At 72.3% G+C, this 26,755-nt stretch carries 23 protein-coding genes; 11 read left to right on the top strand and 12 right to left on the bottom strand.

The annotated features are described in order from the left end of the window. Window positions 1–12 precede the first annotated feature (12 nt). Together ABD327_RS29065 and ABD327_RS29060 are read left to right on the top strand one after the other, a co-directional pair. On the top strand, window positions 13–675 hold the full coding sequence (locus ABD327_RS29065) for a hypothetical protein (RefSeq protein WP_344454976.1): 663 nt from the start codon (window positions 13–15) through the stop codon (window positions 673–675). A gap of 81 nt (window positions 676–756) precedes the next feature. Continuing rightward, window positions 757–990: a cupin domain-containing protein gene (locus ABD327_RS29060; protein ID WP_344454974.1), complete on the top strand. Its 234-nt coding sequence runs from the start codon at window positions 757–759 to the stop codon at window positions 988–990. Here the strand turns inward: ABD327_RS29060 and ABD327_RS29055 are convergent. After that, entirely contained in the window at window positions 974–1,810 is an 837-nt protein-coding gene (locus tag ABD327_RS29055; protein WP_344454972.1) for an aldo/keto reductase, read from the bottom strand. The two genes, ABD327_RS29060 and ABD327_RS29055, sit on opposite strands and share 17 nt — an antisense overlap. Before the next feature lie 111 nt (window positions 1,811–1,921). Between ABD327_RS29055 and ABD327_RS29050 the strand changes: the two genes are divergently transcribed. Further along, window positions 1,922–2,692 carry an SDR family NAD(P)-dependent oxidoreductase gene (locus ABD327_RS29050; RefSeq protein WP_344454970.1) on the top strand — a complete coding sequence of 257 codons (771 nt, stop codon included), beginning with the start codon at window positions 1,922–1,924 and terminating at the stop codon, window positions 2,690–2,692. Between the two features lie 3 nt (window positions 2,693–2,695). Here the strand turns inward: ABD327_RS29050 and ABD327_RS29045 are convergent, their stop codons facing one another. Together ABD327_RS29045 and ABD327_RS29040 are read right to left on the bottom strand one after the other, a co-directional pair. Beyond that, entirely contained in the window at window positions 2,696–3,349 is a 654-nt protein-coding gene (locus ABD327_RS29045) for a response regulator transcription factor (RefSeq protein WP_344454968.1), read from the bottom strand. Next, complete coding sequence (locus ABD327_RS29040; protein ID WP_344454966.1) at window positions 3,346–5,457, bottom strand: sensor histidine kinase; 2,112 nt, start codon at window positions 5,455–5,457, stop codon at window positions 3,346–3,348. Before ABD327_RS29040 ends, ABD327_RS29045 begins: the two co-directional genes overlap by 4 nt. 190 nt (window positions 5,458–5,647) lie before the next feature. On the opposite strand from ABD327_RS29040, the gene ABD327_RS29035 reads away from it, so the two are divergent. Next, complete coding sequence (locus tag ABD327_RS29035) at window positions 5,648–6,271, top strand: hypothetical protein (protein ID WP_344454964.1); 624 nt, start codon at window positions 5,648–5,650, stop codon at window positions 6,269–6,271. A 39-nt stretch (window positions 6,272–6,310) separates the two neighbouring features. Here the strand turns inward: ABD327_RS29035 and ABD327_RS29030 are convergent, their stop codons facing one another. The 5 genes from ABD327_RS29030 to ABD327_RS29010 form a co-directional block, all read right to left on the bottom strand. Further along, window positions 6,311–7,063, bottom strand: a complete 753-nt coding sequence (locus ABD327_RS29030; protein ID WP_344454962.1) for a maleylpyruvate isomerase family mycothiol-dependent enzyme — start codon at window positions 7,061–7,063, stop codon at window positions 6,311–6,313. Between the two features lie 64 nt (window positions 7,064–7,127). Then, window positions 7,128–10,178 (bottom strand): hypothetical protein, encoded by a 3,051-nt coding sequence (locus tag ABD327_RS29025; RefSeq protein WP_344454960.1) that lies wholly within the window; start codon window positions 10,176–10,178, stop codon window positions 7,128–7,130. Window positions 10,179–10,219: 41 nt separating this feature from the next. Further along, a complete protein-coding gene (locus ABD327_RS29020; RefSeq protein WP_344454958.1) occupies window positions 10,220–10,660 on the bottom strand; it encodes an ATP-binding protein in 441 nt (146 codons plus the stop codon). 535 nt (window positions 10,661–11,195) lie between these two features. Beyond that, window positions 11,196–11,402: a DUF3040 domain-containing protein gene (locus ABD327_RS29015; protein ID WP_344454956.1), complete on the bottom strand. Its 207-nt coding sequence runs from the start codon at window positions 11,400–11,402 to the stop codon at window positions 11,196–11,198. 77 nt (window positions 11,403–11,479) lie between these two features. After that, window positions 11,480–12,976 carry a glycoside hydrolase family 10-like protein gene (locus ABD327_RS29010; RefSeq protein WP_344454954.1) on the bottom strand — a complete coding sequence of 499 codons (1,497 nt, stop codon included), beginning with the start codon at window positions 12,974–12,976 and terminating at the stop codon, window positions 11,480–11,482. A gap of 273 nt (window positions 12,977–13,249) precedes the next feature. On the opposite strand from ABD327_RS29010, the gene ABD327_RS29005 reads away from it, so the two are divergent. Further along, window positions 13,250–13,909 carry a TetR/AcrR family transcriptional regulator gene (locus ABD327_RS29005; protein WP_344454952.1) on the top strand — a complete coding sequence of 220 codons (660 nt, stop codon included), beginning with the start codon at window positions 13,250–13,252 and terminating at the stop codon, window positions 13,907–13,909. On the opposite strand, the gene ABD327_RS29000 is transcribed toward ABD327_RS29005, so the two are convergent. Beyond that, on the bottom strand, window positions 13,891–15,126 hold the full coding sequence (locus tag ABD327_RS29000; RefSeq protein ID WP_344454950.1) for an isochorismate synthase: 1,236 nt from the start codon (window positions 15,124–15,126) through the stop codon (window positions 13,891–13,893). The genes ABD327_RS29005 and ABD327_RS29000 overlap by 19 nt on opposite strands. 106 nt (window positions 15,127–15,232) lie before the next feature. On the opposite strand from ABD327_RS29000, the gene ABD327_RS28995 reads away from it, so the two are divergent. Beyond that, window positions 15,233–16,015, top strand: coding sequence for a tyrosine-protein phosphatase (locus ABD327_RS28995; RefSeq protein WP_344454948.1), 783 nt, complete (start codon window positions 15,233–15,235; stop codon window positions 16,013–16,015). Window positions 16,016–16,143: 128 nt separating this feature from the next. Here ABD327_RS28995 and ABD327_RS28990 read toward each other — a convergent pair whose 3' ends face one another. Continuing rightward, window positions 16,144–16,500: an STAS domain-containing protein gene (locus ABD327_RS28990; protein ID WP_344454945.1), complete on the bottom strand. Its 357-nt coding sequence runs from the start codon at window positions 16,498–16,500 to the stop codon at window positions 16,144–16,146. Continuing rightward, window positions 16,497–17,822 (bottom strand): PP2C family protein-serine/threonine phosphatase, encoded by a 1,326-nt coding sequence (locus ABD327_RS28985; RefSeq protein WP_344454943.1) that lies wholly within the window; start codon window positions 17,820–17,822, stop codon window positions 16,497–16,499. The genes ABD327_RS28990 and ABD327_RS28985 overlap by 4 nt, the downstream gene beginning before the upstream one ends. A 232-nt stretch (window positions 17,823–18,054) precedes the next feature. Between ABD327_RS28985 and ABD327_RS28980 the strand changes: the two genes are divergently transcribed. The 5 genes from ABD327_RS28980 (at window position 18,055) to ABD327_RS28960 (ending at window position 25,318) form a co-directional block, all read left to right on the top strand. Next, window positions 18,055–22,215, top strand: coding sequence for a SpoIIE family protein phosphatase (locus ABD327_RS28980; RefSeq protein ID WP_344454941.1), 4,161 nt, complete (start codon window positions 18,055–18,057; stop codon window positions 22,213–22,215). Beyond that, window positions 22,215–22,532, top strand: coding sequence for an STAS domain-containing protein (locus ABD327_RS28975; RefSeq protein ID WP_344454939.1), 318 nt, complete (start codon window positions 22,215–22,217; stop codon window positions 22,530–22,532). The genes ABD327_RS28980 and ABD327_RS28975 overlap by 1 nt, the downstream gene beginning before the upstream one ends. A gap of 149 nt (window positions 22,533–22,681) precedes the next feature. After that, window positions 22,682–23,206, top strand: a complete 525-nt coding sequence (locus ABD327_RS28970; RefSeq protein ID WP_344454937.1) for a hypothetical protein — start codon at window positions 22,682–22,684, stop codon at window positions 23,204–23,206. 163 nt (window positions 23,207–23,369) lie between these two features. Further along, a complete protein-coding gene (locus ABD327_RS28965) occupies window positions 23,370–25,133 on the top strand; it encodes a hypothetical protein (RefSeq protein ID WP_344454935.1) in 1,764 nt (587 codons plus the stop codon). Then, window positions 25,130–25,318 carry a hypothetical protein gene (locus tag ABD327_RS28960; protein WP_344454933.1) on the top strand — a complete coding sequence of 63 codons (189 nt, stop codon included), beginning with the start codon at window positions 25,130–25,132 and terminating at the stop codon, window positions 25,316–25,318. The genes ABD327_RS28965 and ABD327_RS28960 overlap by 4 nt, the downstream gene beginning before the upstream one ends. A gap of 124 nt (window positions 25,319–25,442) precedes the next feature. Here the strand turns inward: ABD327_RS28960 and ABD327_RS28955 are convergent, their stop codons facing one another. Continuing rightward, window positions 25,443–26,690: a CaiB/BaiF CoA transferase family protein gene (locus ABD327_RS28955; RefSeq protein ID WP_344454931.1), complete on the bottom strand. Its 1,248-nt coding sequence runs from the start codon at window positions 26,688–26,690 to the stop codon at window positions 25,443–25,445. Window positions 26,691–26,755: the final 65 nt, after the last annotated feature.

Here is a 26,755-nt window from a genome sequence, read left to right as displayed (position 1 = left end):
AAGGAGCCCCCCATGACCGACCAGACCGACGATGATTTCCTCGACCCCGAAACCGAGGCCGTCGTCAACCGGATCGACCCCCGCGGCATCAAGATCGGCCGGGCCGCGGCCGGCCGCTACGTGGAGCACCATCCCGACGCCACCGGCGCATCACCGTGGCAGGCGCGCGAACAGATCCGCGAACTGCTGGCCGACATGCTGGACGACGACCGCACCCAGTGGGAGCGGCCGCCCGACAAGCTCCTGACCGCGACCTTGAAGGGCTACTGGCTGGGCCTGGTCCCCAACGGCGAGGCCGTCGTCGCCTACGGAACCCTGCACCGCTTCCGGACCTGGCAGCAGGTCAAGGCGGGAGTGGCCTCACCGGTCGCGGCCGACAAGCGGCACCGCCGGACGCAGCGCAACCTCGACCTCTTCACCGACCTCATGCACTCCGCCGGCGCCACGGTGCGGCGGGAGGAGTCCGGCCACACCCTGCACGTCACCGGCCCTGAGGGAACCGCGACCGTCCGCGGAGACGCCCTGACCAGCCGCCGCCGGATCCACACCGCCGCCGCCATCGTCGCCCAGCACCTCGGCATCGAGCCGACCGACCCGGCCCCGGACGATGAGCCCGCGACCCTGCGCGAAGGCTGGCTGATCCTGCCCGGCAGCGAAGAAGCCGTCCCCGGGTAGACAGACGCCGTTCTGGGACCGCCTCACTTCGACCAGAGGAAATCCGGAGCAGACGATGCAAGAAGGTGAGGGCGCCAGGGCGTGGGCGGTGGGGGCGCGGCTCTCGCCCGGCGCCTGACGTTCGTCGGGCGGATGGGCTCGGCGCACGCCCACGCACATGCCGCGGTGCAGGTGCTGCTGGTGACGACCGGGCAAGCGGTGCTCACCGACGGCGGCGGGAGGCCGCGGCAGGTGCGGGCGGCGGTGATCCCCGCTGGGGCCGTGCACGCCCTGGACGCCGACCGCGCATCCAGGAAGGTCAGCCGGTCCAGTTGAAGGTGTCGGGGTCGGGGCCGGTGCGCTCGTTCCGGTTCAGAGCGGAGATCGACGACATGTCCTCTTCGGTGAGGGTGAAGCTGAAGATGTCGAAGTTCTCCTCCATGCGGGAGCGCCTGACGGACTTGGGGATGACGATGTCGCCGCGCTGGACGTGCCAGCGGAGCGTGACCTGGGCCGGGGTCCTGCCCAGGCGGTCGGCGATCCCCTTGATCACGGGATCGTCCAGGACCAGGCCCTGGGCGATCGGCGACCACGGCTCCGTCGCGATGCCGTGCTCGGTGTCATAGGCGCGCACCTCGTCCTGGACGAGATAGGGGTGCACCTCGATCTGATTGACCGCCGGTACCAGATCGCTCTTCTGCATGAGCCGCCGCAGGTGGGGCGGGTTGAAGTTGGAGACGCCCATCGCCCGGCAGCGGCCCGAGCGGTAGATCTCCCCCAGCGCGCTCCAGGTCTCCGTGAAGTCCCCCACCGCGGGCAGGGGCCAGTGGATGAGGAACAGGTCGAGCTGCTCCAGGCCCATGGCCTCCAGCGAGCGGTCGAACGCCTTCAGCGCGTCGTCGTAGGCGTGGAACGAGTTGTTCAGCTTGGTCGTCACGAAGATCTCGCCCCGGTCGATCCCCGACTCCCGGACGGCCTCTCCCACCTGCCGCTCGTTCCCGTACATCTGCGCCGTGTCGATATGCCGGTACCCGACGTCCAGCGCCGTCAGCACCGCCTCCTTCGTCTCCTCCGGCGCGATCTGGTAGGTCCCGAACCCGATCTGCGGGATGCGGACGTCGTTGTTCAGCCTCACGGTCGGCGATGTACTCGTCATGGCTTCCCCCTACCCCGGTAGGGGGAAGCCTCACGGCATGTTCGAACCCGGCGCCTTTACCTAGTAAGGTACGGGAAGAAGACGCCCCCGCCTCGATCTGGAGAAGAGCCGATGGACTACCTGCGGGAGATGTTCGGGCTGGACGGGCGCGTGGCCCTGGTGACCGGGGGCAGCTCCGGGATCGGACGGGGCATGGCGGTCGCGCTGGGACGGGCCGGGGCGAAGGTCGTGGTGGCCGCCCGGGGTGAGGAGGCGCTGCGCGACACCGTCGCCGAGCTGCGGTCCCACGGCTGCGACGCCGCGTACGTCCGCGCGGACCTCGGGCGCAGGGACGAGGTCGCGGAGGCCGCGGAGCATGCCGTCGGGTTCTTCGGGGAGATCGACGTCCTGGTGAACTCCGCCGGGGTCAACCCCCGGCCCCACATGGACGCGCTCACCGAGGGCGAGTGGGACCTGACGATGGACGTCAACCTCCGAGCGCCGTTCCTGCTGGGGCAGCGGTTCGGGCCGAAGATGGCCGGACGCGGGTGGGGGCGCATCATCAACGTCAGCTCCCAGCAGGCGTTCCGGGCGTTCTTCAACAGCGGGGCCTACGGGGCGTCCAAGGGAGGGCTCACCTCGCTCACCCGGTCGCAGGCCGAGGCCTGGTCGCCTTCGGGAGTGCGGGTGAACACGCTCGTGCCCGGGTTCGTCATCACCCCGCTGACCGCCCAGGCGTCCGCCGATCCGGCGTTCCTCCAGCAGATGGAGGCCCGCACCCTGATCGGCCGGAACGGCCTGCCCGCCGACTTCGAGGGGGCCGCCGTCTTCCTCGCCTCGCCCGCCGCCGAGTACATCACCGGGCAGTGCCTGTTCGTCGACGGGGGCTTCTCCGGCCACTGACCGTCAGCGGCCCAGGCCGGCCTCGCGGGCGCGCACGATCGCCTGCGCGCGGTCGGCCACCCGGAGCTTGGCGAAGACGTTCGAGACGTTGTTGCGGACGGTCTTGGGCGACAGGTACAGGCGGGCGGCGATCTGCGGGTTGGACAGGCCCGCGGCGATGAGGTCGAGCACCTCCCGCTCCCTGGCCGTCAGCTCCGGGAACGGCTCCTCGGCCGGCCGGCGGGCGCCGCCCAGCAGGGCGAAGTAGCGGGTGACGCGGGCGGCAAGGGCCGGGCCGAAGATCACCTCGCCGTGCGCGACCGCGGTGATGGCGCGCAGGATCTCCTCCTGGTCGGCGCCCTTCACCAGGTAGCCGCGCGCGCCCGCCAGCATCGCGGCGAAGACGCTCTCGTCGTCCTCGTGCATGGTCAGGACCAGGACGCCCGGCGGGGACTCCCCCGCGGCGATCCGGCGGGTCGCCTCGATGCCGCCCAGGCGCGGCATCTGCAGGTCCATCACCACCACGTCGGGGCGCAGCTCTCCGGCCAGCTCCACCGCCTCCAGGCCGTCACCGGCCGTGCCGACGACCTCGACCTCGCCGGTGGAGGAGAGCATCAGGCCCAGGCCGTCGCGGTAGACCGGATGATCGTCTGCGATGAGGACGCGGGGGGTCGTCATACTGCTCCTTGCACAACGGGCACACGGTCCATCATGACAGGGATGAGGGCCTCGACCACGGTTCCTCCCCCCTCGCCCGGACCGATCGAGCAGTATCCCCCGAGCTCCTCCGCCCGCTCCCGCATCGCGACCAGCCCCACCCCGACCAGCGCCCCCGGCGGCACGCCCAGCCCGTCGTCGCCGACCTCCAGCCGGACGGAGCCCTCCCCTGCCTCCAGCCGCACCGTGCAACGGCTCGCCTCGGCATGCCGGACGACGTTGTTCAGCGCCTCGCTGACGATGCGGAAGACCGCCACCTCCACCGCGGCAGGCAGCTCCGACAGGTCGCCCTCGGCCGACACCCGGACCGACAGGCGCCCCCCGCCGAACTTCGACGCCTGCTGCTCGACCGCGCCGAGCAGGCCGAACTGGTCCAGGGCCGGAGGGCGCAGGTCGTGCACCAGGCGCCGCACGTCGGCCAGCACCGTCGACAGGTCGCGGGAGACCTCCACCAGCGTCCGGTCGGCGGCCGAGGCGTCGCGGGGCGCCAGGTTCCGCGCCGCCTGGATCTTCAGGCCCGCCGCGGCCAGCGCCGGGCCCAGCCCGTCGTGCAGATCGCGGCGCAGCCTGCGGCGCTCCTCGGCGACACCCGTCACCAGCTGCTCCCTGCTGCGCTGCAGCTCCTCGGTGAGCGCGGTCGCGCGGGCGGCCGCCGCGGCCTGCCGGACGACGTCGGCGAGCAGGCGCTGGTCCAGCTCCGAGGAGCGCGAGCCCCGGCGGGGCACCAGCGCCAACCGTCCGATCGGGACGTCCCGGTAGGCGAAAGGCAGAAGCACCACGTCCTCGCGGGCCGCCCCCTCCTCCACGATCACCGTCGTGCCGTCCGGACGGTCCAGCTCCACCCGCACGTAGGGCGAGCGGAACACCGAGGCCACTCCCCTGGCCGTCTCCTGCAGCAGCTCGTCCGGGCCCGGGGACTCCTCGAGCCTGCGGGCCAGCACCGACACCACGTCGTACGGGTCGGCGCGGCCCTTGAGGACGCGGTCGACGAGCCGCTGCAGGCGCACCCTCAGCGGCGAGTACAGCACCGCGACGACCCCGGCCGCCACGACGCCCGCCAGACGGTCCTCCACCAGGGCGTTCACGGCGACGAACACCGTCAGGTCGACCGCGACGACGGCCGCCGCCAGCGCGCCGTACAGGAGGGTCCCGCTGATGAGCCGGTCGATGTCGTACAGCCGGTACCGGGTCACCGCGACGATCACCGCGGCGGACAGGACGGCGTTCTCCACGATGAGGGACACCTCCGTCAGCCAGCCGATCGTCCCCTCCGCGTAACCGAGCGCCACCTGCAGCACCATGGAGCCGAGCATCGTCACGACCGTGAACAGGCCGGCGAACAGCATCCAGCGCAGCTGCGCCCTGAGTTCGGCGCCGGCGCCGCGGAAGCGGCCGGCGAAGACGGCGGTCGCGCACACCAGCGAGAAGACCGCGCCGACCATGAACGCCGACGACCCGGTCGTGATCCAGAGCTCCTCCAGCCACCGGGGCTGCCACAGGTCCAGGGTGAAGCGCGCCAGCTGCGGAGTGGGCGGCTCCCCCTGGGAGTACACCCGCCACGGCACCAGCAGGATGTACAGGATCGCGACGGACATGCAGACGAGCGAGACCAGCGCCGGGATCCGCCACCGGCCGGCGGGAGGCCTCCCCGTCGGGAAGAGCACCAGCAGGGCCGGGATCGCGAAGTGGATGACCGGCCCGAACCTCGAACCGGTGAAGACGAACAGGCCCGTGAGCGGCAGCGCCCCGTCATGGGCCAGCAGCGAGTAGGGCGCGTAGACCGCGCCGAAGGACGCCAGCAGCGAACTCGTCCCGCAGAGCGTCAGCAGCCAGGCCAGCCAGTGCCGGGGCAGCCGGAAGGCCAGCAGCGCGCCCGGCAGCAGCAGCGCGAGGCCCGCGCCCGCCGAACCCCAGTACGTCCAGTCGAGGGGGTAGGGCACCGGCCCGTCGGGGGTGATCTGGGACAGCCGGACCGAGGCCGCGGTCAGCGCGACACCGCACAGCGCCAGCAGCAGCGCCGCGGCGCGGAGGAGTCGGTCCGGCACCTTGTTCCAGGCGGGGGTTCTCACCCCGCCACCGTGCCATGCCGGAAAGTCCCCGGTCACGTGATCGGTGTCCTTTCCCGGAGGGACATCGTGTCCCGGTGTCCTGTTCGGGATCGGGGACCCGAACGGGCCGGCCGGTACCTGGCCGCCCGGGACTCCGGGCCGAGACGGTGGAGACCGGACGGCAGGGCGCCGTCCGGAAGGAGGAAACCCCATGTCCATCCGTGTGGAGCGCAGCGAGGTCCACCCGTCGGGAAGCACGCCGGGGAACGGGCCGGCCGACTGGCACGTCCGGCTCGCCGGGTTCGCCCTCGTCGTCGGGCCGCTGCTCTGGGCGTCGTCGTTCATCAAGAAGCCGCAGATCCCGGACAACGAGGTCTACGACTACGACATGATCACGTCGGTCTTCTACCTGCTGGCGCTGTTCGCGCTCGCCTCGGTGGTGCTGGCCTCCCGCGCCACCGGGGACCGCAAGGGCAGGGCGTTCCCGATCACCCCGATGGTGCTCTTCCCCTTCGCGATGGCCAGCAGCCTCGGCACGATCCCCTACCGGACCTACGAAGAGACCCCCCTCTGGGTGACCGTCACCGACCCGGCCTGGCCGCTGTCGCAGATCGCGATGGTCGCGTCGGCCATCGCCGTCATCAAGGTCGGCCGCTGGCAGGGGCCCGCGCGGTGGCTGCCGCTCGCCGGCGCGCTGTGGCTGCTGGTGACCATGGTCGCCCAGATCGCCTTCGACGACAGGGTGATGGCGTACGTCTTCACCGGCTGGATGCTCGTCACCTACGTGGCGCTCGGCGTGGTGTTCCTGCTGCGCCCCGGCTCCGTCCGCTCCTGAGCGGAGCGGAGGAGGCCGCCGCGGCCGCGCGGGCGCCGGTCAGAGACGGGAGGCCTCCTTCCAGCGGGCGAGGAGGTCCAGGTCTCCGAAGGTCTCCAGGCCCTCGGCCCCGCGGCGGCCCATGGTGAACAGCAGCAGGTCCGCGATGGGGGCCCGGACGGCGACGTCGCCCTTGGCGTGCCCCCGCTCCCAGCGGTAGCCGTCCCGGCCGAGGAAGACCGTCCACTCGCCGTCCGCGTCGGTGGCGTGCAGGTGGACGGTGCCCGGGCCCGCCTCGCACGCGGCGGCGACGGCGGGGCCCGAGCCCCGGCCGTAGGAGATGTTCTCGAGGAACTCGTCGATACCGTCGACCGCGTGGATCGGGTCGATGACCGGGGGGATCCCGGCGGCGCGCTCGGCGTCGACACGGTGCACCATCGCCTCGTGGAACTGGCGGCGCGACCAGAAACGCACGTGCTGGTCCGCGCCCCACGCCCAGACGGGCGCGTCGCCGTCCGCCGCGCGCAGCGTCGCGACGAGCGCCAGACCGCCCTCCGCGATCCAGCCGGGATACTCGCCCCAGTGCGCCGGATACTCCACGGGGACCTCCCGGAAGGGGATCCTTTCCGTCGCGGAGGTCTCCACGACCCTGGTCGTCCAGCGATGGACCACCCCGACGTGCTGGGCGAGGTCCAGCGCCGTCCAGTCGTCGCAGCCCGGAACGGGCGCCCCCGGCTCGGCCACGCCCAGCGCGGCGGTAAGCCGGACGAGTTCGGGCTCCAGCAGATCGCAGTAAACACGGTGATCCATCATGGCCGCACCCTAACCTTTCCGCGCCCGGTCCGGCGCGCCGACCGGACTCGCGGCGGGCGAGGGGTCAGCGGGGGAGCTCGTCGGCGAGGCCCTCCAGGTCCGCGGGGGTGAGGGTGAAGCCGCGTTCGCCCATGACGGCGACGGTGGCGTCGGCGGTGCCCAGGTGGCGGGTGCAGGCGCGGTCCAGGTAGGCCTCGACGAGGCGGGCGTTGACAAGGCGGCCGCGACCGGGAAGGGAGCCCAGGTCGCGCCGGACCACGGGCCAGGCGTCCTCGGAGATGCCCACGAAGCGCTCCTCCGCCAGCAGGCCCAGGAGGGCGGCGCGGTTGGCGGGGGCGGTCAGGTCGGGGAGGCGGACCGTGCGGAAATCGGTGACGAGTTCGGGGTGCGCCGAGGAGAAGGCGTCGAAGCGGTCGGGGACGCAGCCCGCGACCAGGGTGGTCTCGGTGACGCCCTCGGCGCGGACCCGGTAGAGGGCGCGGGCGTAGGCGTCGCCCTGACCGTCCTCCAGGATGAGCTGGTCCAGGGCCTCCACCAGGACGGTGTGGCCGGAGTGCTCGCGCAGGAGGTCGGCGAGGCCCTCCGGGCCCCGCTCCCTGATCTGCTCCGGGTGCAGGGTGCGGACCTGGTTCCCGCTGAAGCCGACCTCGGCCAGCGCGCGGGCGATCATGCGGGCCAGGCGGCGCTGGCCCGTCGAGGCGTCGCCGACCAGGAGGACGGCGGGGGCCGAGGCGCTGGAGACCTCCTGGCCGCGGAGCTGCTGGGCCCACTTGCCGCGGCGGCGGACCTCGGTCAGCATGCGCTCGGCGTCGTCGGGACCGCTCAGGAACCTGATGCCGTAGGCCTCGACGACACGCGGCCCGTCCTCCTCCTGCCCCGACGGGGGCTGGGCGGGCTGCTGCGCCGGGGGCTGCTGCGGGGGAACCGCCATGGGCGGCGGCGTCTGCGTGGCGAACGTCGGCATGTAGGGGGCCGTCGCGCCGGACGGCTCCTGCGGAGCCGACGGCGGCGCGTGCGGAGCCGTGGCCTCACCGGGGTAGGGCGGCGGAGCCGCGGGCGGCTGCCCGTACGGCCCCGGCGCAGGCTGCTGACCGTACGGGGCCGGCGGGGGTTGCTGACCGTACGGGGACGGCTGCCCGTAGGAGTCGGGGGCGGGCTGCCCGTGGACGTCCGGAGCGGACTGGCCGTAAGGGTCGGCGGACTGGCCGAACGGTCCCGGCGCGGGCTGCCCGTAGCCGCCCTGCGCGCCCGGCTGGCCGTAAGGGTCGGCGGGCCGGTCGTACGGTCCCGGTGCGGGCTGCTGACCGTACGGGGACGGCTGCCCGTAGGAGTCGGGGGCAGGTTGACCGTGGGAATCCCCGGGTCGGCCGAACGGTCCCGGCGCGGGCTGCCCGAACTGCGCGGCGGGCGGGCTGCCGTAGGAGTCGGGGGACGGCGGGGCGGGCGGGTAGCCAGGGGCGGAGGGCGCCGCGGTGCCGTAGGGGCCGGGCTGATCTCCGTAAGGCGGGGGCGCGGCCGGCTGGGGGACCTCCGGGGCGTGCTCGCCGAACGGGTCGTGCGCGGGGGAGGCCGATTGCTCGGCGGACGGGGCCGGCGGCGGGGAGCTCGCCGGGCCCCGGCGGGTGGCGAACGGGTCGTCGTCCGCGGGCGGCGCGGGGGACGGGAGGGGCGCGGGAGCGGGGGCAGGGGGTGGCGCCGCCTCGGGAACGGGCTGGGCGGCGCCGCGCTCGTCGGCCAGATGCTTGCGGGCCGCGTTGATGATCTCCCAGGCGCCGAGCTCGCCGGTGCCCTTGGGGCGGCTGAGCGCGGGGGTGCCGAGCTCGGCGGCGCAGGCGGCGGGGACGACGAACTCCAGGTGCTGGGGAGCGCTCTGCGCCAGACGGCACGCCGTCATGGCCAGGGCGTGGCTGGTGGCCAGCAGCCTGCGGACCCGGGCGGGGTCGGTGCTGCTGATCTTGGGCGGCAGCCGCACCCCCTGGGGGAACAGTTCGCGCAGCGGGTGCTGGGCCTGGCCGAGCACCTCCTGGACGGTGCGGGAGCTCTCGGGGTCCAGCCAGGGCAGCACGGCGGGCACCGCGTGCGGGACGGTCTGCAGGTCGGCGGCCATGATGGCGGCGGCGGCGCGGCGCAGGTCGGTGGGGTTGGGCGGGATGCCCTCGGTGAGTTCGCCGAACAGCACCGCCAGGTCGTACAGGGCCAGCCGCAGGTACTCGCCCGGCGAGGCCTCCCGCACGATGGGCGCCGCGTACTCGGCGGGGCAGCGCCGCAGCCACTCCCTGGCGACGGTCTGCGCCCCGTAGGGGATGGCCTGCAGGTCGGCCTGGACGTACTGGAGCGTGGTCGCGCAGACGGCGGCCAGCGCGGACGCGCCCGGCTGGAACGCCGGGTCGGTGGCGAGCGCGGCGGCGACCTCGCCCGTCATCCGGACGAGGAAGGCGGCGCCGACCGGGTCTCCGGCGGCCAGCCTGTCGGTGTAGTAGCCCGCCAGGCGCATCAGGTCCGGTGCGATCATCCAGCGCAGGTGCTCGGCCTGCACGGTCAGGTAGGGCGCGAACATGGCGACGAGGGGGTGTTCGCCGAGCACGACGGGCGTGCCGGAGCTGAAGAGCACGGCCCCCCACAGCGCGGCGACCGTGGCGGGCGTCCCCGGCTGGAACGCGGGGTCCTGCATCGCGAACTGCTGCGGGTCGACCGCGATCGCGGTGATCAGCGCCTGCTGCACCCGGGCCACGAGTTCGGCCGAGGGGCCTTCGCCCAGCAGCCCGGCGCCGGCCATGGGGCCCGCGGTGACGTCCGGTCCCGTAGGCACCAGCTGGGGCGGCACCGGCGGGTTGCCGACGCCGGGAGGCGCGGGAGCCAGGACGCGGCGGGCGCCCGGGTCGGCGGGCGGCGGCGAGGGGTGCCAGTGGGCGTCCAGACCGCAGCGGTACCACCGGCCCCAGGCGCCGAACAGCCACCATTCCCCGGGGCCGGCCAGCAGCCGGGAGGCGACCTGCTCGGCCCGCTGCTGCGGCGCGGCGGTCTGCCACCACTGCGAGGAGGTCATCGCCCGGACGTCGGCCTCGGCCTTGGCGAAGGGATCATCGGCGGGGGTTCCGGAGGTCTGCCAGTTCACGCCCTGATCCTAGTCTCCCCCGGTGACGTTCGGCCGGATGATCAAGCTCCGTCCAGGCCGGTCAGCCGGCGGGTGAACCATACGGTCTTGCCCGACCCCGCGCTGCTGCAGCCGGAGTCGGCGGCCAGCATCGCCACCAGGAACAGGCCGCGCCCGTCCTCGGCGTCGAAGGGGCGTTCGGCGACCGGGGCGGGGGGCGGCTCGAGGGGGCTGTCGTCGGTGATCTCGCCGCGCAGCAGCAGCCCGTCGAGGAGCAGCCGCAGGCGGATCCGTCCCTTGCCGTGCACGACCGCGTTGGCGACGAGTTCGTCGACCATCAGCACGATGTCGTCGACGTCGGAGGGGTCGTTGAGCCGCCAGGAGGAGAGTTCGGTGCGGATGAGCGCCCGGGCCTGCCCCGGCGCCCGCAGATCAGGGGAGAACTCCCAGGCCGCGGTGCGGGCGCCGGGCGTCCCGACCAGCCCTAGTCGCGGTGCGTCCACTGCCCGTCTCCTCCCGATCGACGTGCGTTGCGGTGGCAGGCGAGGATCCCCGGCCCTCTCCGGGGAATGTTCCCCGTCAGCCCCCGGCGAAGTGCGGCTCGGTGAGGTCTGGCCGAAACGGCACTGTTGTATGACGCGTCCACTTTCGGGCCGTCCGGGGACCAAAGTCCCGCCATCAGCCACTCCTCACCCAAAATCGTTCAATACGCCCACAAGCTGGGACGCACGGAGTCTCAGTCTGGAGTACGTGACCCGTGTCACATTCATCCGGGGTCCCCGGAGGCACGGCGAAGAGACTTTCGGCGGGGGGTGGAGAAGGCACCCTCCGGAGACCGTTAAACTGGGGAACGCCGGTGTGGCCAGTGTCCCCGGGCCGCATCTAAAGCCTTCACGGAATACCGTTCGGCTGGAGCCGTGTTGTGCCATCCGCCGAGAGGCGACCACCACACCGGCCTGACTTCTCGCCCCGGCCCCGGGGCAGCCGAAGAACCCCGGTGGGACTCACCGGGGTCGGCGGAGGAGCTTCAGGCCTCCGTCACTGCGACAGCAGTATCGCCACGGCCGCCGCCAGCGCGGCGACCACGCCGAACACCACCACGAACACCGCCGCGATGATGCGGCGCCTGGGCGTGCCCTCCGGCCCGCCGAAACTCTCCAGCCGCTGGGCCAGCGCCGGGTCGTCCTGACTGAGCCGGGATGCGATCTCGGTGAGGATGCGCTCCTCGTCCATCGACAAGGCCATGCCGTACCTCCGGGGGGTCACCTTGCCCCGTTGTGTTCCCCGATCAAGACTCTTTCTATCCTCCGGGCCCGGCCCAATCAGGGTGTGAGGACGAAGGCCCGGGACGGGCCGCTCTCCTGGTGCGTGCGGTCCAGCCCCGTCACCCGGTAGGTGTACGCCTGCCCGACCTTGGCGGTGGTGTCCACCAGGGACTTCGCGCGGGTGGTGGTGAGCAGGTCGGACGCCTTGACCGGAGCGCACTCCTCCCCCTTGCCGTTGCTGCGGTACACCGCGTAGGACGTCGCGTCGCCCTTCCACGCCAGCTTCACTCCCGCGCCCGAACGCTCCGCCTTCAGCCCGGCGGGAGCGGCGGGCCGCTCTCCTCCGGCGGACGGCGGGATCAGCGCGGGGGCCCTGTAGTGGTCGCGCAGCAGCGCCGACACGAAGCCCTTCTTGTCGGACGTGTAGTCGGCCGCGCTGAAGAAGACGTCACCGCGCACCGCCGGGTACTTGCGGTTGAGGGTGAGGTGCCTGCTGATCTGGTCGGCCTTGGCGGCGAACGAGGACTCCCCCATCCGGTAGCCGGCCTGCCCGATGAGCAGCTGCACCCCGGTGCCGCGCACCAGGTTCGACCACCAGGCCACGAGCGTGGCGTAGTCGGCGCGCGGGTCGCCGATGGCCCAGTACAGCTGCGGCAGCACGTAGTCCAGCCAGCCCTCCTTCACCCACTTGCGGGTGTCGCCGTAGATCTCGGCGTAGGAGTCCAGCCCGCTGGTGTTCGAGCCCTCGGGGTGGCCGCTCTTGTTGCGCCAGATCCCGAACGGGCTGATGCCGAACTTCACCCACGGCTTGGCGTCCTTGATCTCGCCGGACAGCCGCTTGACGAGCTTGTTGACGTTGTCGCGCCGCCAGTCGCCCTTGCTCTTGAACCCCTGGCCGTACTTCTTGTACGTCGCCGCGTCGGGGAACTCCCCGTCCGAGGGGTAGGGGTAGAAGTAGTCGTCGAAGTGCACTCCGTCGATGTCGAACTTCTCCACGACCTCCATGACGGCGGCGGTCGCCAAATCCTGCACCTGCGGCAGGCCCGGGTCGTACCAGAGGTACTTGCCGTACTTCACCGCCCAGGTCGGGTTCTTGCGCGCCGGGCTCGTGGGGGCCAGCTTGCGGCGGTCGTTGTCCTCGCCCACCCGGTAGGGGTTGAACCAGGCGTGGAACTCCAGGTCGCGCGCGTGCGCCTCGTCGATGAGGAACTTCAGCGGGTTCCAGCCCGGGTCCTTGCCGGGGGTGCCGGTCAGCCACACCGACCACGGCTCGTGGGACGAGGGGTAGAACGCGTCGCCGGCCGGGCGGATCTGCATGAAGACGGCGTTGAGCCTCTTGGCCTTAGCCGAGTCCAGCATCGCCCGGTAGGAGGCCTTCTTCTTCTCCACCGGGGCCTCGGGGTCGCCCGGCCAGTCCCCGCCGTACACCGAGGAGATCCACATGCCGCGCACCTGCCGGGAGGAGCCGTCGTCCGCGGGCCCGACCTTCGGGCACTCCGCGTCCGCCCGCGACAGGCCCATCTGCGCCCGGGGGTCGACAGAGGCACTGGGCACCGGCGCGGTCTCCGCGCCCCCGCTCGCACATCCGGTCACAAGAACCAGCCCCGTCAGCCCGGCCACGGCACTCAGCGCTCTTCGCATCCTCCGGAGGCTACCGTTTCCCGGACGTGACCGAGCCGTGACCCGGTTTTTGTCATGGCCACCGAGTCCGGCGGGGCGTCCCGGCCCCGCCGAACGTCTGGCGGACGGCGGGGCCGCCTTCTACTATGACCTTGCGCTGAAGGCCTCCGCGGCGCGAGCGAGGCTCCCCGAACAGACAAGGCGAGCATGACCACCACCGATCACCGCCCGCGCCGCATGTCCCCCGAAGAGCGCCGGCAGGCCCTCATCGACTCGGCCCTGGAGCTGTTCGGCCGGAACGGCTCGGACCGCCTCACGATGGAGGACGTCGCGGCGCACGCCGAGGTCTCCCGCGCCCTGGTCTACCGCTATTTCTCCAACATCGAGGAGATCCGCGTCGCCGCGCTCAGGGCCGCGGTCGACGACCTGGTGGGCCGCCTCTCCCGGCAGCGGGACGGCGACCTGCTCGACCAGCTCCACGCGACGCTGGAGGAGTTCGTCTCCTTCGCCGAGGAGCGCGCCGCCGGGTACATCGCGCTGCTGCGCAACGGCTCGGTCATCGCCACCTCCGAGACCGCCGCCCTGGTCGACGAGGCCAGGCACGCGGTGGTCGGCCAGGTGCTCGAACGGCTGGAGCCCGTCGCGCCCTCGCCGTTCCTCCTGCTCACCCTGCGCTGCTGGGTGGCGGCCTGCGAGGGCGCCATGCTCACCTGGCTGCAGGAGCGCACCCTGACCCGGGAGTCCCTGGTGCCGTGGCTGTCCGGCCAGCTGGTGGGGATGATCGGCGCCACCGCGGCCCACGACCCCGAGGTCGCGGCGATCCTGTCACTGCTGGAGCCGCGGTCGGCTCAGCCCTCCAGCGCGTAGCGCATCGCCCGGAACTTCGTCCTGGTCTCGGCGAGCTCGGCCGGGGCGGTGGATCCCGCGACGATGCCGCAGCCGGCGAACAGCCGGGCCTCTGCGCCGTCGAGCTGGGCGCATCTCAGCGCGATGCCCCACTCCCCGTCGCCCCTGGCGTCCACCCAGCCGACCGGCCCGGCGTACCGGGAGCGGTCCATCTCCTCGAGCTCGCGGATGAGTTCCATCGCCTCGCCGGTGGGGGTGCCGCACACCGCGGGCGTCGGATGCAGGGCGCCCAGCACGTCCAGTACGGAACGCTCCTCCGCCAGCCGGCCCCGGACGGGCGTGGCCAGATGCTGGAGGTTGGCCAGGCGCAGCAGTTCGGGCACCCGCGGGACGTCCAGCTCGACGCAGAGCGGGCGCAGCGCCTCCCGGACCATCTCCGCCGCGTAGGCGTGCTCGCCCCTGTCCTTGCCGGAGCGCAGCAGCGCCCGTCCCAGCTCCGCGTCCTCGTCCTCGTCGCCGCCGCGCGGGGTGGTCCCGGCCAGCACCAGGGACTCGATCTGCCCGCCGATACGGCGCACCAGCAGTTCGGGGGTCGCGCCGACCAGCCCGTCCACCGCGAAGGTGTAGCACTCGGGGTAGCGCTCGGCCAGGCGCCGCAGCAGCACCCGCGCGTCGATCGGGGCGGACGCCCGCACCTTCAGGTCGCGGGCGAGGACGACCTTGCCGAGCGCGCCGCCGCGAATGCGCCGCACGGCGCTCTCCACGGCCCGCCCCCACCGCTCCTCCCCCATCGAGCCGCCGGACCACTCCAGCCCTTCGGGCTCCTCGGCGGGGCGCATGAGCGTCAGCGGGTCGACGTCGTCGCCGATCGTGGTGTGCCAGGCCGTCCCGTCGCGCCAGCCGAGCACCACGCGGGGAACTATGAGCACCGAGTCGTCGTTCTTGGGGTCGAAACCGAAGCTGCCGAAGGCGACGGCGCCCGAGCCGGGCACCCCCACCGAGTCGTCGACCAGCGCGTTCTGGAACAGTGTCGCCAGCCTGCGGCGGGCCCAGCCGAAGCGGTCGTCGCCGCCGGGGACGCGGATGCGCGCGGCCTCTCCCCAGCCGACCAGTCCCGAGTCGTGGCGGACCCAGGCCAGCGCCGAGGGGTGCGGCAGGCGCGCGATGAGGTCGACGGGACCCTCCACCGGCACCGTGCGGACGGTCAGCTGTTCGGAGGTTCCCAGCGCGACGCTCACCTTGCCCACACTACAGAACAGTTGAACCTGTTCAAACAGCGGAGGCCGCTGTTCACCACGTGATCTGCGCGATACCCCGTCTTGCCCCAAGGGTAGGCTCACGATCGTGACGGAGAAGACCCGCTGGATTTCCCTCGAAGGTGCCGCCAACGTCCGCGACCTGGGCGGCCTTCCCACCACGGACGGGCGCACCACGCGCTTCGGCCGGGTGCTGCGCTCGGACAACCTGCAGAGCCTCACCGAGAACGACGTGGCGCTGCTGTCGGACGGGATCGGCCTCGGCCATGTGATCGACCTGCGCAGCCTCGCCGAGGTCCAGCGCGAAGGGCCCGGACCCCTCACCCGGCTGCCCGGGGTGACGATCCACCACCTGTCCCTGTTCGTGGAGACGCAGATCGCCGCCGGGGTCGAGGTCGACAAGGCGCTGCCCTGGCAGAGCCGGGCCGTCCAGGAGGACCCGGAGCACAGGTCGGTCGGCTTCTACCAGGGCTACCTGCGGGACAGGGCCGACTCGGTCGTCGCCGCGCTGCGCGTCATGGCGCACGAGGAGGGGGCCTCCATCGTGCACTGCGCGGCCGGCAAGGACCGCACCGGCGTGGTCAGCGCGCTGGCCCTGGAGGTCGCGGGCGTGGCCCGCGAGGCGGTCGTCGCCGACTACGCGCTGACCGCCGAACGCATCGACGCGATCCTGCGCCGCCTCCTGAGCAGCGAGACCTACAGCACCGACCTGCGCGACCGCCCCGCCGACAGCCACCTCCCCCACGCGTTCATCATGGAGCGCTTCCTGAACGGCCTGGACCGCCTCCACGGCGGCGCCCTGAACTGGCTCGCCGCCAACGGCTGGACCGACGACGACACCGGCGCCCTGCGCTCCAGGCTGGTGCGCTGAAGCCCGGCGCCTTTACACAGTAAAATGCTCCCGGGAGGCGAGGGCCTTCCGGGAGCCGCGGCGCAGGCTGCCGCTGAGCAGGTCCGGTTTCGGTGCGGCAGAGAGCACACCGTGTCGCAGAGGAGCGCTCAGGAGGGCAGGGCCTTGAGGGCGTGTTCGGTGGTCGGCTCGAAGGTGAAGATCTTGTCAAGGCCGACAGTGTGGAAGACGCGCATCAGATGGGAACTCGTCCCGGTGAAGAACAGACGAGCGCTCGTCGCGTGGGCACGCCGGTAGGCGGTGACGAGCACGGTGATGCCGGTGGAGTCGCAGAAGGTGAGCTCCGCCAGGTCGATCACCACCGGGGCCTCGGGGCCGAAGGGCGTGTCGTCGAGTACGCGGGAGAACTGCGGCGAGGTGTGATGGTCGAGTTCACCGGCCACGGACACCACGGTGGCGCCGGACGGGTGGGTCTGGCGGGTGACGGTCAAAGTACGATCGGTCACCGGTCCTCCTGTACGGGTGAGGTGGGGAGAGGCGGAACGGCCAGAGCGAGCAGCGCGGTGTCGTCGCTGATGCCTGAGCCCAGTTCGGTGAGGAGCTTGTCCACGATACTGAGCAGGCCGTCTGCTCCGCGCAGGGAGGCTGCGGACAGGTGAAGGGCCAGTCCGTCTTCTCCGAGCATAGTGCCATCGGATGTACGGGCTTCGGTGAGGCCGTCGGTGTAGAGCAGGAGGGCCTCACCGGGAGCGAGCCGGGTGGTGGCCTGGACGAACTGCGGGTCGGGCAGCAGTCCGATGAGCTGGCCTCCGGTCGTCGAGACGGCCTCGACGCCGCCGTCCGCGCGCACGGCCAGGGCCGAGGGGTGGCCTCCGCCGGCGAGGGTGACGGTGAAGGAGCCGTCGTCCTCGGGCTCGAGCACCCCGAAGACAGCGGTGCAGTACCGCGGATCGTCGCCCTGGTACTCGCCCTTGAGGACGGTGTCGAGGTTGGCCAGCGCCGTGCAGGGGTCGGGGTCGTAGATCGCGGCGGCGCGCAGGGTGTAGCGGGTCAGCGAGGTCAGGGCCGCGGCGTCGGCGCCCTTTCCGCACACGTCGCCGAGGAAGAACGCCCAGCGGCCGTCGTCGAGGGGGAAGAGGTCGTAGAAGTCACCGCCGACCTCGTCCACGGAGGCGGGATGGTAGGCGGCCGCTGCGCTGAGGCCGGGCACCCGGGGCAGGGCGGGCGGCAGGAGGGTCCGCTGCAGGGTGCGGGCCAGACGCTCGGCGTCGGTACGCATCCGCCGTTCGGCCGCGACGGTCCGCATCGCGGACAGCCGCAGTTCGAGCTCGTCCATCACCAGTGAGGCGAGGTCCTTCAGGGCCGCCATCTGGTCGTCTGTGGCCTCACGGGGACGGATGTCCAGGACGTTGACCGTCCCCAGGCGCTCTCCGCTCTCGGTGGTGATGGGCGCGGCGGCGTAGAAACGCACACCTGGCTCACCCTGGACGAGGGAGTTGGCCGCCGTGCGGGGATCGGTGAGGGCGTCGGAGACGGCGTACGGGGCGTCGTGGAGGATCGCCGAGGCGCACAGGCCGGGCTCACGGCCGACTTGGGGGACCCCGTCCAGCCCGTGTGTCGCCTTGAACCACACCCGGTCGGTGTCGACGATCGCGACGGTGGCCATGGGGGCCTGGAAGATACGGGCCGCCAGGGAGGCGATGGTGTCGAACACGCCGTCGGGAGGGGTGTCCAGAATGCTGTAGCGGCGTACTGCGGCCAGCCGCCGCTGTTCGGCATCTGGAGAGGGATCTGCCGGCTGGTAGAGGTCGCCGTCCGGCACCGTCACCTCCCAGCTGTTTCGGTCCCGTCCAGTGCATGTTGGGTTGAAATCTGGCTTATCCTACCGTCTGCGTCGCCGTGCCCCACGGGCGGAGTAAGGGCCTGGGACGTGTGAAGAGGACGACATGGTGACCGACATGGCGGAACCGGTGCGTTCTCCAGGATCGGTGAGCTGGCGGCGCGGACAGGTATGAGCGGCTACTTGCGGGGAACTGATCGGCGTGAAGGAAGGCAGTCCGGTGACACGCTCTGAAGACTCCGGGCACGAACCGCCCGCGGCGACCGAGGTCTTCACCGTCGACGCCGAGGTCGGCCGGGACCTCGCCGCAGTGGACTGGGAGGCCACCCCGCTCGGCCCGCCGAACGGTTGGCCGCAGAGCCTGCAGACGGCGGTGAGCATCCTGCTGTCGTCCCGCTTCTCCATGTGGATGGCGTGGGGCCCGGAGCTGACGTTCTTCTGCAACGCGGCCTACCGGCGGGACACGCTGGGCCAGAAGTACCCGTGGGCGCTGGGTCGGCCCGCGAACGAGGTATGGGCGGAGATCTGGGACGACATCGGCCCCCGGATCGAGACCGTGCTGTCCACGGGGAAGGCGACCTGGGACGAGGGCCTGCTGCTGTTCCTCGAACGGTCGGGTTACACCGAGGAGTCGTACCACACGTTCTCCTACAGCCCCCTGCGCGACGATGCCGGGGAGGTCGTCGGCATGCTGTGCGTGGTCAGCGAGGAGACCGAACGGATCATCGGCGGACGGCAGATGGCGACGCTGCGGGACCTCGGCTCCGACCTCAGCGTGGTGCGCACCGAGCAGGAGATGCTCGCCTTCGCCGGCCGCCAACTCGACCGCAACCTGCGGGACTTCCCGTTCACGCTGACCTACCTGCTCCAAGAGGACGGCTCCGCGCGGCTCGCGGGCTCGACCGGTATCGCCTCCGGCCACCGCGCCGCCCCGGAGACGCTGCCCGCCGACGGCTCCGGCGCGGTATGGCCCGCAGCGGCGCTCGCCCGGGGCGAGTCGGTGCTGGTGGAGCTCGGCGGCACCGCGTACGCCGGCCTGCCGGCCGGGGACTGGTCGGAACCACCGACGCACGCGCTGGTGCTGCCGCTGCTCCAGCAGGGCGACGCGCCGTACGGGTTCCTGGTCGCCGCGCTGAACCGCTACCGCCCCCTGGACGAGGGCTACCGGGGCTTCGCCGAGCTCGTCGCCGGGCACATCGCCGCGGGCATCGCGAGCGCCCGCAGCTACCAGGCCCAGCAGCGGCGCGCCGAGGAGCTCGCCGAGCTGGATCGCGCCAAGACCGCGTTCTTCTCCAACATCAGCCATGAGTTCCGCACCCCGCTCACCCTGATCATGGGGCCGCTGGAGGAGCTGCGCGACCGGCTGGGCGAGACGGACGAGCGCGCCCGCGAAGAGCTGGAGACCATCCACCGCAACGGGCTGCGGATGAGCAAGCTCGTCAACGCCCTGCTGGACTTCTCCCGCATCGAGGCCGGCCGCATGCAGGCCCGCTATGAGCGGGTCGACGTGGCGGAGGTCACCGCCGAGCTCGCCAGCGTCTTCCGCTCCGCCGTCGACAAGGCGGGGCTGTCCTTCGAGGTCGACTGCCCTTCGCTGGACGAGCCGGTCCACCTCGACCGCGGCATGTGGGAGAAGGTGGTCTTCAACCTGCTCAGCAATGCGCTGAAGTTCACTTTCGAGGGCTCCATCCGTGTCTCGGTGAGCGGGGAGGACGACCACGCCGCGATCACCGTTGCGGACACCGGCATCGGCGTGTCCGCTGAGGAGGTGCCCCGGCTGTTCGAGCGGTTCCACCGCATCGAGAGCGCCCGCTCCCGATCCAACGAGGGCAGCGGTATCGGCCTGGCACTGGTGCAGGAGCTCGTCGGCCTGCACGGCGGCACGATCACCGCAGAGAGCGCCGAAGGCGAGGGCACCTCCTTCACCATCCGGCTGCCCTACGGCACCGCCCACCTGCCGGCCGAATCGCTGGCGCCTTCCGCGGGCACCGCCTCGGTCTCCGCCTCGGTCTCCGCCGGCGCCGACCCGTACCTCCAGGAGGTACTGCGCTGGCTGCCCGGCGACGAGGCCGACGCGGCGGACCCGTCCGCCGAGGGCCACTCCCCCACCGGCCCGGCCGTCCCGACGCGGGTGCTGATCGCCGACGACAACGCCGACATGCGCGAGTACCTCACCCGCATCCTGGCCGACGCCGGCTACCGGGTCGACGCGGTCAACGACGGCCAGGACGCCCTGGAATCCGTCCGGGCGCACGCCCCCGACCTGGTCGTCAGCGACGTGATGATGCCCCGCATGGACGGCCTGTCGCTGGTCGCGGCGCTGCGCGCCGACCCCCGGACGCCGTCCGTCCCCGTGCTGCTGCTCTCCGCCCGGGCCGGACAGGAGGCCTCCATAGAAGGCCTGCAGGCCGGTGCCGACGACTACCTCGTGAAGCCGTTCGCCGCCGCCGAGCTGCTGGCACGCGTCCGGGCGAACGTGGAACTGGCCCGGCTGCGCAACCACCACGCCCGCTGGCGCGCCGCACTCGTGGACTCCATGCAGGAGGCCTTTTTCGTCTGCGACGAGGACGGCGCGGTCATCGAGATCAACGCCGCCTTCACCGACATCCTCGGCTACGGCCCCGAGGGCCTGCCCTACCGGCCGATCCACCCCTGGTGGCCGGAAGCCTCCACCGACCCCCAGGCCCACCAGCAGGTCGCCGACGCCTTCTCAACCCTGCTCGACCAGACCCGGGGCCGCTACACCATCCCCGTCATCCATCGCGACGGGCACCGGCTGTGGGCCACGGCCACGTTCAACCAGGTCCAGAACCCCGACACCGGACACAAGGTCATCGTCGGGACCTTCCGCGACGTCACCGCCGAGCACTACGCCATCCAGCGCGAGAGCGCCCTCGCCTCGCTCAGCACGTGCCTGTCCCGGGCCACGAGCCTGCCCGACGCGCTGGACTGCGCGCTGGACGAGCTGAGGGAGCTGTGGGACGCCCGGTGCGTGGTGGCCGCCGTCTTCGGCGAACACGACGACGAACCCGTCCTGAGCGCCACCGACGCCTCGATCACATGGCGGGACCTGTCCGACGAGCGCCGCGGGATCCTCTCCGGCCTGCCTCAGCGGCCTCCGCTCACCCCGGCCGTCGACCAGGACGGGGCCGGCATCCTCCTGGAGCACCCCGAAGGCCCCATGGCGCTGTGGATCGACCTCGGCGACCGGCGGCCCTTCACCGGCGAGGACCAGCTGCTGCTGTCCCTGCTGGCCGGGCACCTCGCCCAGGGGCTGGTCCGCGTCCACCAGATCGACCAGCAGCGCGAGACCGCGCTGGCGCTGCAGCGCGCCATCCTCGGCCCTTCCCATCTGCCCGACGGCTTCGCCGTCCGCTACGAACCCGCCAGCCGCCCCCTGGAGGTCGGCGGCGACTGGTACGACACCTTCACCCTGCCCGACGGGCGCATCGGCATCGTGGTCGGCGACTGCGTCGGCCGCGGGCTGGCGGCCGCCGCCGTCATGGGGCAGCTGCGCAGCGCCTGCCGCGCCCTCCTGCTGCAGGACCCCAGCCCCGCCCGAACCCTCATGGCCCTGGACCACTTCGCCGCCACCGTCCCCGGCGCGCTGTGCACCACCGTCTTCTGCGGCGTCCTCGATTACGAGAGCGGCCATCTGACGTACTGCAGCGCCGGGCATCCGCCGGGCATCCTCGTCCTGCCCGACGGCACCACTCTCCTCCTGGACGAGGGCCGCTCCATCCCCTTGGGCGTCCGGCCCGGCAGGGAACGCCCCCAAGGCGAGTGCACCATCCCGGCGCGCGCCACCCTGCTGCTGTACACCGACGGGCTCGTCGAACGCCGCCGGCGTCCGCTGAGCGCGGGCATCGGCCAAGCGGGCGAGACCGTCCAGGAGGGCCGGAACGTCGCCGTCGACGACCTGGCCACCCAGGTCATGACCCGCCTGAGCCCCACCGGCGGCTACGAGGACGACGTCGCCCTTCTGCTGTACCGCCACCCCGCACCGCTGGAGGTGACCTTCCCCGCAGAGTCGGCCCAGCTCGCCCCCGTCCGCAAGGCGCTGCGCAGCTGGCTCGCCCAGTGCCAGCTGCCTCCCCAGACCGTGCAGAACGTCCTGGTCTCCGCCGGCGAGGCGTGCGCCAACGCCATCGAGCACGGACACCGCCACGCCCCCGGTGACACCATCCGCCTGCGCGCCGAGGCCTTCGTCGACGACCTCCACCTCACCGTCGCCGACACCGGCCGCTGGATGCCTCCCCGACCCGAGCCCAACGCCCGCCGCGGCCGCGGCATCGCCCTGATGCGCGCCATGATGCAGCGGGTCACCATCACCCCGGGCCCCGCCGGCACCACAGTCGACATGTACACGAGGATCGCCTGATGACCACCCCGCTCACCCTCACCCGCGGACACCGCCCGGACGGCACCGCCCTCCTGGCCATCGACGGCGAGATCGACATGAGCAACACCGGCATCCTCGCCGCCGCCCTCGACGACATCCCCGGCCACCTCGTCCTCGACCTGACCGCCGTCGACTACCTCGACAGCGCCGGCCTCACCGTCCTCTTCACCCACGCCGACCGCATCGAACTGATCGCCACCCCTCTCCTGGGCCCCCTTCTGACCGTCTCCGGACTCGCCGACCTGACCACCGTCCACGGCCTGGAGCCCGATACCCCTTTCTTCCCGCAGGGTTGAACGTCCGCGACATCCTCGCCGCGACCATCGTCCTCATCCCCGTCGAAGGCGCGACACCCGCGTCGAGGTGCGCGGACCGGCGGTGACACCGGTGGTGCGCTGTCGCCAGTACGAGATCTACTTCTGCACATCGGAGGAGGAGGGCCGGGATGGGCGATTACGAGAAGGTCGTGCAGGCGGTGAAGACCGCTCAGATGGCGGTGGGGATGTGGTCGGACCGGGTGCGTCAGTCCGGTGAGCGCCGCCATGGGATGGGGCCGACCGATCCCCTGTGGGAGGTCGACGCCGATTACAGCGCCTCGCTGGACGCCGCCGCGACCTTGAGTGAGGCGCTGGAGGTACTGGAGGGGATGGCCGGCGTCGCGGTTCGCACCGAGCAGGAACACGCCGAACTCGAAGCGCGGGCCCGCGCCCGGATGGATACCGAGGGTCTGCGGGAGGCGCGCCGGGCAGCCGTGCTGAGCGAGTTGGCCGAGGCGGGCTTCGAGTGCCAGGAAGCGGGGTTCCGGCACGAGGCGGCGACCGAGCGGGTCCGTCGCGCCGTCCTGGCGGCCCATGCCGAGGGCGTCTCGGTCGAGCGGGCCGCCCAGATCGCGATGGTCTCCCTGGACGCGGTCACCCGCTGGACGTGCGAGGCCGCGCGGTCCCGGACGGCCGGAGCCCAGGAGGGCTGAGGCGGCGTGGCGGGCCACCAGGCCGAAGCGGCGTGAGCGGGCCGTCGGCCGTCCGTGGCGAAGGACACAGGGTTTCAACCCCGTGAACGAGACATTGGTGAATGACACATAAGCCAGTGGGGTATTAGGGTGCGTGGTCTCACCCCCCTTCGAGGAGTTGTTCATGGGAGTTCTCGCCGAAGAGCTGAAACCGGCCGGAGGCGCGGCGCTCGACCAGGTGCTGATCGCCAGCGGCGTCGCACTGGTGCTGACCGTCGCGCTGCTGGCCCTGGGCTACGGGCACCGCACCGGGCGGCTGCGGGTGCTCGACACCCTGGCCTCGCTGGGCGCCAAGGGCATCGGACGGGGGCTGCCCGGCTGGGCGTCGCTGCCGTCCGTCGTCGCCATGCTCGCCCTCATGACCGCGCTGCTCGGGATGTACTGGGATATCTCCCTGCACATCACCCACGGCCGGGACGAGGGGCCGCTCGCCAACATCGCCCACTACCCCATCCTGATCGGGCTGTTCGGCATCTTCGCCGCCGGACTCATCGCCCTGACCATGCCGGTCGGCGAGAAGCCCGGGCCGGCGCCGCTGCGCGTCACCCGCACCTGGTACGTCCCGGCGGGCGGCGCGCTCGTCGCGGGCGCAGGCTTCTACGCCCTGGTCGGCTTCCCGCTGGACGACGTCTGGCACCGCCTCTTCGGCCAGGACGTCACCCTCTGGGGACCCACCCACCTGATGCTCATCGGCGGCGCCGGCCTGTCCCTCGTCGGCATGCTCGTCCTGGAACGCGAAGGCCGCGCCTCCGCCGGAGACGTCGTGCCCTCCCCCGCGATCGCCTACCTGCGGCGCGGCATGACCTGCGGCGGCCTCCTCATCGGCCTGTCGGTCTTCCAGGCCGAGTTCGACTTCGGCGTCCCGCAGTTCCGTCTGGTCAACCAGCCGTTCCTCATCGCGCTGGCCGCCGGGTGCGCCCTGGTCACCGCCCGGCTGTGGGTCGGGCGGGGCGGCGCGATCCTGGCCGCCGTCTTCTACCTGCTGGTGCGCGGCGGCGTCTCACTGGCCGTCGGCCCGGTCATCGGCGAGCTCAACGCCGCCGTCCCCATGTACCTGGCCGAGGCCGTGCTCATCGAGCTCGTCGCGCTCGCACTGATCAAGCGTCCGATGGTCTTCGGGGTGGTCTCCGGAGCCGTGGTGGGGACCGCCGGGTTCGCGGCCCAGTACGCCTGGACGCAGGTGGCCTTCCGGCTGCCCTGGACCACCGACATCCTGGTCGAAGGCGTCCTGATGGCACTGGCCGGCGGTCTGTCCGGCGCGGTCCTGGGCGTCCTGCTGGCCGAGGGTCTGGCCGGACGGCTCCCCCGCCCTGCCGTCAGCCGCAGCCTGTTCGCGGGGTCCCTCCTCGTCATCGGAGCCGCGGTCGCCAACTGCCTCATCTTCACCATCCCGAAGGACATGCAGGTCTCGGCCGAACTGTCCGCCGACGGGAACGCCGTCTTCACGCTCAGCCGGCCGCTGGACGACCCCGCCTGGATCCAGGTCACCTCCTGGCAGGGCGGCAACGGCCTGCACGTCGACCGGCTCGAGAAGACCGGTCCGGCGACCTACCGCACCACCGAGCCGATGCCGTTGGACGGCACCTGGAAGACCCTCGTGCGCATCCACGACGGACGCTCGCTCGCCGCCGCCCCCGTCTTCCTGCCGGCCGACCCGGTGATCGGCGCGAAGGAACTGCCCGCGGAGCCCCGGTTCACCCGCGACGTCCAGGGCGAGCAGCCCATTCTGCAGCGCGAGCTCAAGCAGGACGTACCCGGCTGGATCTGGGCCGCGGCCTCCCTGGTGGTGCTGCTGTGCACCCTGATCCTGGTGCTCGCCCTCGGCTGGGGCGTCTCCCGGACGGCCCGTGCGGTGGCGGCCCGTCCAGAGGTGCGGTCGGGCGCATGATCCTCGCCCACCATCCCGCCGTCGAGGCGATCGCCCTCTTCGTCCCCGCCCTGGCCATCATCGGGGTCATCGCCGGAGCGGTCATCCTGGACCGCAGGCGCGCGGCCGAGGACGAAGAGGACGACGCCCCGACGGCGGCGGAGGAGGGCGACTCGGGCACCCCGCGGGCCCGTCCGGTCGACTGATCCGCACGGGCTCACCTGCCCGACGCTTTTACGCAGTAAGGCGTCGGGCGGATCCGCGGTGACGCGGACGAAGTCGCGGATCCGCGCGGCGGTGCGGTCCGTCCCTCGTCCACCTGGTGCTGCGTCAGTCGCCGAAGGCGCCCGAGTCGCGGAGGGCGGCCACCTGGGAGTCGTCGTAGCCGAGGACGTCGCGGAGCACCTCCGCGGTGTGTTCGCCGGCCGCGGGGGCGGGGCGAGAGGCCGCGGGAGGGGCCTCGCCCACCACGCGGACGGGGAAGGGGAGCTGGTCGGCGACGAGGCGGTCGGCGGGCTGCCAGGGCATGCGGTCGGCGAACTGGGGGTCGGCCGCGATGGTCCCGGGGGTGTTGACCGGGCCGATGGGGACGTCGTGGGCCGAGCCGAACCCGATCCATTCGGCGGTGGTGCGGGTGCGGAAGATCGAGGCCAGCTCGTGGCGGAGGCGCAGGTCTCCTCGGGCGTGGTCGGCGAGCTTCTCGCCTGGAGCGGCCTCGAAGAGGTCCTTGCGGCCGACCGCCTCGCAGAAGTTCTGCCAGAACTTGCGTTCGGAGGCCATGAACAGCACGTGGCCGTCCTTGGAGGCGTAGAACTGGTAGCGGACGCCCTCGTCCATGCCGCCGGTGCCCGGGGGGCGGCGTTCGTAGCCGTCCGAGGGGTTGCCGGTCACCTCGTCCTCGGGGCGGGTGTAGGCGCGGTGGCCTTCGCTGCGGAGCCAGTCGAAGGCGGCGGCGGCGTCGGACTGGGCGACCTCCAGGTGGCAGCCCTGGCCGGTCTCGCGGGCTCGCAGAACGGCGGCGAGGACGGCCGCGGTGCCGAAGAGGGGGCCCGCGGTGATGCCGATGGACGTGTGGTCGGGGATTGAGGGCAGGCCGTCGGGTCCGGGGACGGGGGCGACGGTGCCGGCCCAGGCGTCGTAGGCGATGCCGTGGCTGGGCAGGTCGCGGTAGGGGCCGGTCATGCCGTAACCCGAGATCGTGAACATGACGACCTTGGGGTTGACCTCGCGGAGGGCCGCGTAGCCGAGGCCGCGGCGGTCCAGGCCGCCGGGGCGCATCGCCTCGATCACGACGTCGGCTTCGGCGACCAGCGCCAGGAAGGTCTCCTTGCCCGCCTCTGTGCGAAGGTCCAGGACGATGCTGCGTTTGCCGCGGCTGATGTGCAGGTGCAGCAGGGAGTTCCCCTGGACGATCGGCCAGCTCATCGAGCGGATGTAGTCGCCGGACGGGGGCTCGACCTTGATCACGTCGGCGCCGAGGTCGGCGAGCGGGGTGGAGACCGCGCCGGGGCCGAGCATCGAGCACTCGACCACGCGCAGTCCGGACAGCAGTCGTGGGCCTTCGGCGGCGTGGGACACGGATCCTCCTGGAACTAGACTGTTTATTATATATAAGCTACAAGCCGTCCTCCGGAGGAGCCCAC

The sequence above is a fragment of the Actinocorallia aurantiaca genome, assembly GCF_039533685.1.
Lineage (GTDB): Bacteria > Actinomycetota > Actinomycetes > Streptosporangiales > Streptosporangiaceae > Actinocorallia > Actinocorallia aurantiaca.
The sequence above is the reverse complement of the archived record's forward strand: the minus strand, read 5'-3'. Positions and strand labels throughout refer to the sequence as shown.